The 7,973-nt window shown below is 71.5% G+C and carries 9 protein-coding genes; 6 read left to right on the top strand and 3 right to left on the bottom strand.

Annotated elements, in window-relative coordinates; translation table 11 throughout:
• Positions 1-11: 11 nt before the first annotated feature.
• Entirely contained in the window at positions 12-257 is a 246-nt protein-coding gene (locus IJH84_RS24525) for a hypothetical protein (protein ID WP_295149577.1), read from the bottom strand.
• A 109-nt stretch (positions 258-366) separates the two neighbouring features.
• Between IJH84_RS24525 and IJH84_RS24520 the strand changes: the two genes are divergently transcribed.
• Entirely contained in the window at positions 367-1,176 is an 810-nt protein-coding gene (locus IJH84_RS24520; protein ID WP_295149575.1) for a lytic murein transglycosylase, read from the top strand.
• 198 nt (positions 1,177-1,374) lie between these two features.
• Positions 1,375-2,190, top strand: coding sequence for a lytic transglycosylase domain-containing protein (locus tag IJH84_RS24515; protein ID WP_295149573.1), 816 nt, complete (start codon positions 1,375-1,377; stop codon positions 2,188-2,190).
• A 54-nt stretch (positions 2,191-2,244) separates the two neighbouring features.
• Here IJH84_RS24515 and IJH84_RS24510 read toward each other — a convergent pair whose 3' ends face one another.
• The gene (locus tag IJH84_RS24510) at positions 2,245-2,622 is read right to left on the bottom strand and encodes a tetratricopeptide repeat protein (RefSeq protein ID WP_200069265.1); all 378 of its coding nucleotides are present in this window, start codon (positions 2,620-2,622) and stop codon (positions 2,245-2,247) included.
• Positions 2,623-2,891: 269 nt separating this feature from the next.
• On the opposite strand from IJH84_RS24510, the gene eno reads away from it, so the two are divergent.
• The 3 genes from eno to IJH84_RS24495 all read left to right on the top strand — a co-directional run bounded on the left by eno (position 2,892) and on the right by IJH84_RS24495 (position 5,271).
• On the top strand, positions 2,892-4,178 hold the full coding sequence (eno, locus tag IJH84_RS24505; RefSeq protein ID WP_200069266.1) for a phosphopyruvate hydratase: 1,287 nt from the start codon (positions 2,892-2,894) through the stop codon (positions 4,176-4,178).
• 152 nt (positions 4,179-4,330) lie between these two features.
• A complete protein-coding gene (locus IJH84_RS24500) occupies positions 4,331-4,786 on the top strand; it encodes a septum formation initiator family protein (RefSeq protein ID WP_295149569.1) in 456 nt (151 codons plus the stop codon).
• Complete coding sequence (locus IJH84_RS24495; RefSeq protein ID WP_295149567.1) at positions 4,783-5,271, top strand: DUF501 domain-containing protein; 489 nt, start codon at positions 4,783-4,785, stop codon at positions 5,269-5,271. The genes IJH84_RS24500 and IJH84_RS24495 overlap by 4 nt, the downstream gene beginning before the upstream one ends.
• Positions 5,272-5,275: 4 nt before the next feature.
• On the opposite strand, the gene IJH84_RS24490 is transcribed toward IJH84_RS24495, so the two are convergent.
• On the bottom strand, positions 5,276-6,886 hold the full coding sequence (locus tag IJH84_RS24490) for an acyl-CoA dehydrogenase family protein (protein WP_295149564.1): 1,611 nt from the start codon (positions 6,884-6,886) through the stop codon (positions 5,276-5,278).
• A gap of 153 nt (positions 6,887-7,039) precedes the next feature.
• Between IJH84_RS24490 and IJH84_RS24485 the strand changes: the two genes are divergently transcribed.
• On the top strand, positions 7,040-7,973 hold a 934-nt coding region (locus tag IJH84_RS24485), incomplete at its 3' end, for a lytic transglycosylase domain-containing protein (RefSeq protein ID WP_295149562.1).

Here is a 7,973-nt window from a genome sequence, read left to right as displayed (position 1 = left end):
CGTGCGGCCGGTCAGGACCCGGCCACCTGCAACGCTGCGGACTGGCGGCGGTACTGGGCGGCGAGCGGGGAATGAGCGGGCACCGGAGTGGATTCCCGCCGCCGGTGCGAATCCGGTTCGCCGCTCGCGGACCCGCTCGCGGCGAGCAGGTCCGCATCCGCGAAAGTGGGAACGCCACGCGGAACGGCGGTCGGCCACGAACCCCCGGAGGTCCCGGTCCGCTCGCGCTGCCCGGCGAATCCGACCGGCACCGTCACAGAACTCGCGTTGCCGACGACAAGTGCTCCGGGAGCGCGTGACTTGTCCGGTTCGTCTCCGGGCGCACGACGGGCACGTGCACACTGAGGTGGGAGAGGGAGGCATTTGGTGTCGCAGCAACAGGGTGCGCGCAGACCGTGGTTGTTCACCGGAGTGGTACCGGTGCTCGCCGTGCTCGTGTCGTGCGCTCCGCCCGAGGAAGACCGCGCGGAGAACGAGCCCAGGGTCGCCGCCGACCCGCCGCCTGCCGTGGCGCCACCGGACCCGGGAGTGGAACCGCCGCGGGTGCAGCTGGCGCACTCCGGCAATCCTCCGATGTCCGTGCAGGACCGGCCGCAGCAGCAACTCACCGGCTGGGCGGAGTCGATGTCCGACGAGCTGAACATTCCCCTCGCCGCGCTGCAGGCGTACGGCTACGCGGCGCGCGCGGCCGAGCAGGAGCACCCCGGTTGCGGCATCGGCTGGTCCACCCTGGCCGGGATCGGCGCCATCGAATCCAGCCACGGCCGCTACGGCGGCGCCAAGCTGGACGAGACCGGACGGCCCAGCGTGGCGATCCGCGGTCTGCCGCTGGACGGCAGCAACGGGGTCAAGCGGATCGAGGACACCGACCGCGGTGCCATGGACGGAGACTTGGTGTTCGACCGGGCGATCGGCCCGCTCCAGTTCATCCCGATCACCTGGAACCGCTGGGCGGCGGATGCCGACGGCGACGGGGTCGCCGACCCGAACGACATCGATGATGCGGCGTTGGCCGCGGCCGGATACCTGTGCACGGTCGGCGGCGATCTGCGCAATCCGGACGGGTTCTGGAGGGCTCTGCTGGACTACAACGAGAGCCACGACTACGGCCAGGACGTGATCGACCACGCCGATCAGTACGGCAGGATCAGCCGCACCCTGGCGACGGAGAACTGAGCGCAGGTACGGGTCCGCACGGGTGGCCGGTCGATCGGCGGACGCTCCGGCGCGGCGGGAAACCGAGCCGTGCGGCGACTTCTCCGCTGAGAGTCCGCAGCGAGCAGGCGCCTGATGTTCCGCTGAACGACCCCGCTGTGCGCACCGCTCCCTAAACGCTCCCTGGTTCTGCTTGATACCGCCAAGTAACCTGTTCGCGTGACCGACCCCACTCCTTCGCGGCTGCGCGCCGTGTTCGCCGTCCTCGGACGACTCGCCGTCGCGCTCACCTTGGTGGCGTCCGCCGGGGTCGGCGTCGGCCTGACCGCGGGGCTCGGCCGTCCGGCCGCCGCCCCGGAAGCCGGGCCGCCACCGGAGCAGACCGTCGAACCCGCCCCGGTGCTGCCGGGTTCCGCCGCGCCGCCGGTGCAGGAGCCGGTGCAACAACCTGCACCGGAAGGCGGCGATCCGGTGCGCGAGTGGGCCGACGGGATCGCCTCGGTGGTCGACGTGCCTTCCAGGGCGCTGCTGTCCTACGTCAACGCCGATCTCGCGATGCGCGAGTACCAGCCCGAGTGCCGGATCTCGTGGTCCACGATCGCCGGGATCGCCCGGATCGAGTCGAACCACGGCCGGTACGGCAACCGGCTGCTCGGCGACGACGCCCGCCCGTCGAAGCCGATCATCGGTGTCCCGCTGGACGGGACTCCAGGCGTGCGCGCGATCGGAGACACCGACGGCGGTGTGCTGGACGGCGACGCGATGCACGACCGCGCGGTCGGCCCGATGCAGTTCATCCCGTCGACCTGGCGCAAGTGGGCCACCGACGGCAGCGGCGACGGGGTCGGCGATCCGCAGAACCTGGACGACGCCTCGATGGCCGCCGCCCGGTACCTCTGCTCCAGCGGCCGCGATCTCACCACCGGCCAGGGCTGGTGGGGATCGGTGATGTCGTACAACAACTCGGTGGAGTACGGGCAGAAGGTCTTCGCGATCGCCGAGACCTACGCCGGTGCGGCGAACCGCCGCGACTGAACCGCACGCGACCGACCCGCGACCGGAACGGCCGCGACGCAACGTCGCAGCGGCTCAGTCGTTCTGCATGGCCAGCCGGGCGTTGATCTCGCCCAGCGCTTCCTGGTAAGCGGGATCGGGATTCATCGTCGCGGCCATCTGCACTTGGCTGCGGGCCTCCAGCAACCGTCCCTGCCGCTGCAGGGTGCGTCCCAGCACCAGCCGCGCGTAATGGTCGGACGGGTCGAGCTCCAGCACCCGCAGGAACGCCAGCTCCGCCCGGCGGAACTGGGCCGAGAACAGGTACGCCCGGCCGAGAACCAGTTGCACGCTGGGCTTGTCCTCGGCGATGGCGAGCACGGGTTGCAGCGCGCGGAGGGCCTCCCACGGCCGTCGCTGGGAGACCAGGTTCTCCGCCCGGCGGAACGCTTCCACGGTCTCTTCGTCCCTCATGACGCGGACAACACTACGTGCCGACCCCGCTGTTCCTCGACTGCCGAGCGGATGGTAATCGGCACGTCCGCGGCCGCCGTTCGATCACGCGCCGTGCAACGTGATCGATCCTGATCGGGCGACGATGTGCTCCCGCTCAAGTCGGCGACGTCGCCGCACCGGGCCCCGATAGGCTCAGGGGCGGTCCTCGGGGGTTCGGCCCGCCGCGCGCGTCCAGCGGTGCGGCGAGCCGGGGCCGCCCATACCTCAAACCCTGGTTAGGAGCACACGTGGCGATCATCGAGCAGGTCGGCGCCCGCGAGATCCTGGACTCGCGCGGGAACCCCACCGTCGAGGTCGAGGTGGCACTGGAGGACGGCACGCTGGGCCGCGCCGCGGTCCCCTCGGGCGCTTCCACCGGTGAGCACGAGGCGGTCGAGCTGCGCGACGGCGACGCCGAGCGCTACGGCGGCAAGGGCGTGGAGAAGGCCGTCGAGGGCGTGCTGGACGAGATCGGCCCGGAACTGGCCGGGCTGGACGCCACCGAGCAGCGCGTGGTCGACCAGAAGCTGGTGGACCTCGACGGCACGCCCGGCAAGTCCCGGCTGGGCGCGAACGCGATCCTCGGCGTCTCGCTGGCGGTGGCGAAGTCCGCCGCGGACTCGGCCGGGCTGGAGCTGTTCCGCTACGTCGGCGGGCCGAACGCGCACGTGCTGCCGGTGCCGATGATGAACATCCTCAACGGCGGTGCGCACGCCGACACCGGTGTGGACGTGCAGGAGTTCATGATCGCCCCGGTCGGTGCCGACTCCTTCTCGGACGCGCTGCGCTGGGGCGCGGAGACCTACCACGCGCTGAAGTCGGTGCTGAAGTCCAAGGGCCTGCCCACCGGCCTCGGCGACGAGGGCGGCTTCGCCCCCGACCTGCCGAACAACCGCGAGGCGCTGGACCTGATCGCCACCGCCGTCGAGAAGGCCGGCTACAAGCTGGGCACCGACATCGTGCTGGCGCTGGACGTGGCCGCCACCGAGTTCTACTCGGACGGCGTCTACACCTTCGAGAAGGCCAAGCGCAGCCCCGAGCAGATGGCCGGTTACTACAACGAGCTGCTCGACTCCTACCCGCTGGTGTCCATTGAGGACCCGCTGTCCGAGGACGACTGGGACGGCTGGGTGCAGCTGACCAAGGAGATCGGCCACCGCGTGCAGCTGGTCGGCGACGACCTGTTCGTGACCAACCCGGAGCGGCTGGAGGAGGGCATCAACCGCCGCGCGGGCAACGCGCTGCTGGTCAAGGTCAACCAGATCGGCACGCTCTCGGAAACGCTGGACGCGGTGAACCTGGCCAACTCCTGCGGCTACAAGAGCATGATGAGCCACCGCTCCGGCGAGACCGAGGACACCACGATCGCCGACCTCGCGGTGGCCACCGGCTGCGGCCAGATCAAGACCGGTGCCCCGGCGCGCAGCGAGCGGATCGCCAAGTACAACCAGCTGCTGCGCATCGAGGAAGCGCTGGGCGACGCGGCGCGCTACGCGGGTGAGCTGGCGTTCCCGCGGCTCAATCCGGAGGCGTGACATCCTGGTCACCAGCGGTCTGAACACGGCCGGGGTGACTTCGACGACGACGGGTGCGGGCGATGCCGAGCGGGCGGTCCTCTGATCGACAGCAACGCCGCCGCGGGGGCGAGACCCCCGCGGCGCGCCGTACCGGTCGTTCGCGGGAGCCGGTGAAGCGGTCGGGAACCAAGAGCGGTTCCCGGCCGCGCGCGGCGGCGCCGCGGTCCAAATCGCAGCGCAAGTCGCCGACCGGTGGCGCGTTCAAGCTCTCGTCGACGCGCCGGGCGGCGTTGCTGGCGCTGCTGCTGTGCACGATGGCGCTGAGCGTGTCCGTGCCGCTGCGCACCTACTTGAGCCAGCGCGGCGAGCTGGCCGCGCAGGACGACAAGCGGGTCGAACTCTCCCAGCAGGTCCAGGAATTGCAGGAGCGCAAGGCGCAGCTTTCCGATCCGCAGCACGTCGAGACCGAGGCGCGCGCCAGGCTCGGCTACGTGCGCCCCGGGGAGACGCCGTACATCGTGGAACTCCCGCACCAGCAGGCCCAGCCGCCGCCGGCGCCGACGCCCGCGGATGACGGGCCGTGGTACGAGAACCTGTGGAAGTCGCTGACGGGGAACGAGCAGTGAACGACATTTCGACGGTCACCGAGCACGATCGGGAAAGCATCGCCGACCAGCTCGGCAGGCCGCCGCGCGGGCTGCGGGCGGTGGCGGCGCGGGACGCGGCGGGCGAGCCGAGCGTGGTGCGGACGAATCCGCGGCTCGAGGACGGCACGCCGTTCCCGACGTTGTACTACTTGACCTCGCCCCGGCTGAGCGCGCTGTGCTCCACGCTGGAGGCGGAGGGCCGGATGCGGGAGATGCAGGACCGGCTCGCCGAGGATCCGGAGCTGGCGGCCGCCTACCGCCGCGCGCACGAGTCCTACCTGGCCGAGCGGGACGCGATCGAACCGCTGGGCACTCAGGTCACCGCGGGCGGTATGCCGGACCGCGTGAAGTGCCTGCACGTGCACCTCGCGCACGCGCTCGCGAAGGGCCCGGGGGTGAATCCGTTCGGCGACGAGGTGCTGGACGAGATCACTCGCCGCTGGCCGGAGAACGCGCCTTCCTGATCGTTCAGCGTCCCGGCGTGACCCGCTCGAGCAGTGCGGTGGCGGCGAGCCCGTCCGGGATCGTGCCGAACGACCGGCCGGTGTCCGGTACCAGCCGGGTCGCCACGAAAGCCTCCGAGACCGCGGTCGGCGCGTGCCGGATCAGCAGCGAAGCCTGCAAGGTCAACGCCAGCAGTTCGGCCAGCTTGCGCGCCCGTTCCGGGCGGGGCGCTGCGATCTCCTCGCGCAGCTGCCGGACGCTGTTGTCGTAGCGGCGGTCCGCGCCTGCCGCGGCGTCCAGCTCGCCCAGCAGCGCTTCCGCCGACGCGGGCTGCTTGTGCAGCGCACGCAGCACGTCGAGCGAGGTCACGTTGCCGGAGCCTTCCCAGATCGACATCAGCGGCGCCTCCCGGTACAGCCGCGGCAGCCCGGACTCCTCGACGTAGCCGTTGCCGCCGAGGCATTCCAGCGCTTCGGCGACCGCCGTGGCGGCCCGCTTGCACACGTGGAACTTCGCCGCAGGCAGCGCGAGCCGCATCGCCAACGCGGTCGCCGCCTCGGTCTCCAACGCGAGATCCGCCAGCACGGTCCGCATCAGCGGCGCATCGGCCAGCCGCTCGCCGAACGCGCTGCGGTGCTGCACGTGGTGCGCCGCCTCGGACAGTGCGACCCGCATGTTCGCCGCCGCACCGAGCACGCAGTCCAGCCTGGTCATCGACACCATCTCGATGATGCAGCGCACTCCGCGGCCCGCTTCGCCGACCAGGTGCCCGAGCGCGCCGGTGTACTCCAGCTCCGCGGAAGCGTTGGACTTGTTGCCGAGCTTGTCCTTGAGCCGCTGCAGCCGGATCTCGTTGCGGCTGCCGTCCGGCAGCACTCGCGGCACGAGCAAGCAGCTCAACCCGTCCGGTGTCTGCGCCAGCGTGAGGAACAGGTCGTTCATCGGCGCCGAGGTGAACCACTTGTGCCCGGTGATCCGGTAGGTCCCGTCGGCCAGCGGCTCGGCGGTGCTGGTGTTCGCCCGCACGTCCGAACCGCCCTGCTTCTCGGTCATCGACATCCCGGCCAGCAGCCCGGTCTTCGCGGCGGCGGGACGCAGGCCGAAGTCGTAGTCGGGCGAGGACAGCCCCGGCTCGTACTGGCTGGCCAGCTCGGGGGAGTGCCGCAGCGCGGGCACGGCGGCGAAGGTCATCGAGATCGGGCAACCGTGTCCTGCCTCGGCCTGCGACCACAGGTAGAAACCGGCGGCGCGGCGCGCGTGCGCACCGGGTTCCGCGTCCGGCCGCCACGGCGCGGCGTGCAGGCCGTGCCGGACCGCGCGGTTCATCAGCCAGTGCCAGGAGGGGTGGAACTCGACCTCGTCGACGCGGTTGCCGTAGCGGTCGTGGGTGCGCAGCTCGGGCGGATTGTCATTGGCGAGCCTGCCGTGCTCGCGCGCTTCGGCCGAACCCGACTCGAGCGCTAGTTCGCGCAGGTCGGGCAGTGCGGTCGGCGCGTAGCGGCTGACGGCTTCGCGCAGCGCGGGATCGCAGGACAACGGGTCGAAGCCGTCCAGCGGCGGAGGCTGGTTGGTCACGTCGTGGGTCGACCAGGGTTCCGTCCTGCCGTGCACGTGCGGCTCGCCGGTGAGCGTCATGCGCAGCAGGGTAGGCCAAAGCGGCTACCGCGCAGTAGCCCTCGACGTCGGCTGCACCGTTTCACTCGATGGTGTCGACGAACTTCGTGACCAGCGAGTACGTGCCACGGTGGAGTTCGCCGCAGGCGAGAACACTTTGGGGCTGGAGGCGCCGTGGCAGCTCGCACCACCCGGCAAACCGCTCGTCGCCGCAACCGGCGCAGGTGGCGCGCCGCCACGTTCCTCACTCCGACCGTCCTGATGGTGGCGGCGTCCAGCGCCCTGCTGTCGATGCCGCCACCGACCCTGCGCGACGGTCGCGCCGACGGGGCGCCCGGCGGTAGCCGCTACGGAGCCACCGGGCATCTGCCGCGCAACCTCGAACCCAGCGAGAACCTGCTCGACCTCGCGGGCGAACCCCGCAAGTTGCCCGGTCCGGCCGCGGACCTGCCGCGCGGTTCGCTGGACATCCCGGAACCGATGCTCGCCGCCTACGTCGGCGCGGCCGACCGGCTCGGGCAGAGCTACCCGGCCTGCGGAGTGCGCTGGTCGGTGCTCGCCGCCATCGGCCGGATCGAGTCCGGGCACGCGCGGGACGGGCGGATCGACGTCAACGGCACCACGGTGCCCGCCATCCTCGGGCCGCGGCTCAGCGGCGGTCCCGGTGTGGCCGCGATCCCGGACACCGACCAAGGCAGCCTGGACGGTGATCCGGTGTGGGACCGCGCGGTCGGGTCCATGCAGCTGATCCCGTCGACCTGGAACAAGCACGCGATGGACGGCAACGACGACGGCGTGCTCAGCCCGCACAACGTGCACGACGCGGTGGCCAGCGCCGGTGCTTACCTCTGCGATGGCGATGCCGATCTGCGCGATCCGCGGCAGCTGGCCGAAGCGGTGTTCCGCTACAACCACTCCGACGAATACGTGCGCACCGTGCTGCGGTGGGCCGATGCCTACGACAGCGGCGTGACCCCGTCGCCGCTGGAGCCGTTGCCCGACGCCGGGGACCAGGACGTGCTGGCGGGTAGCCGGCTGCCGAACGACCGGCCGCACGCGGTGGCGTTGCCGCACTCCGCGAGCGAACCGGCGCGGCCCGGTTCGTCGG

Origin of the sequence: Saccharopolyspora sp., assembly GCF_017434145.1 — a bacterium.
In the GTDB taxonomy this organism is placed as follows: domain Bacteria; phylum Actinomycetota; class Actinomycetes; order Mycobacteriales; family Pseudonocardiaceae; genus Saccharopolyspora_C; species Saccharopolyspora_C galaxeae.
This window is presented reverse-complemented; position numbering and strand designations above follow the sequence as displayed.

Coding starts and splice junctions, on each gene's coding strand:
- IJH84_RS24510 (WP_200069265.1), bottom strand. CDS start 2,622: ATGAGGGACGAAGAGACCGTGGAAGCGTTCCGCCGGGCGGAGAACCTG.
- IJH84_RS24490 (WP_295149564.1), bottom strand. CDS start 6,886: ATGACGCTCACCGGCGAGCCGCACGTGCACGGCAGGACGGAACCCTGG.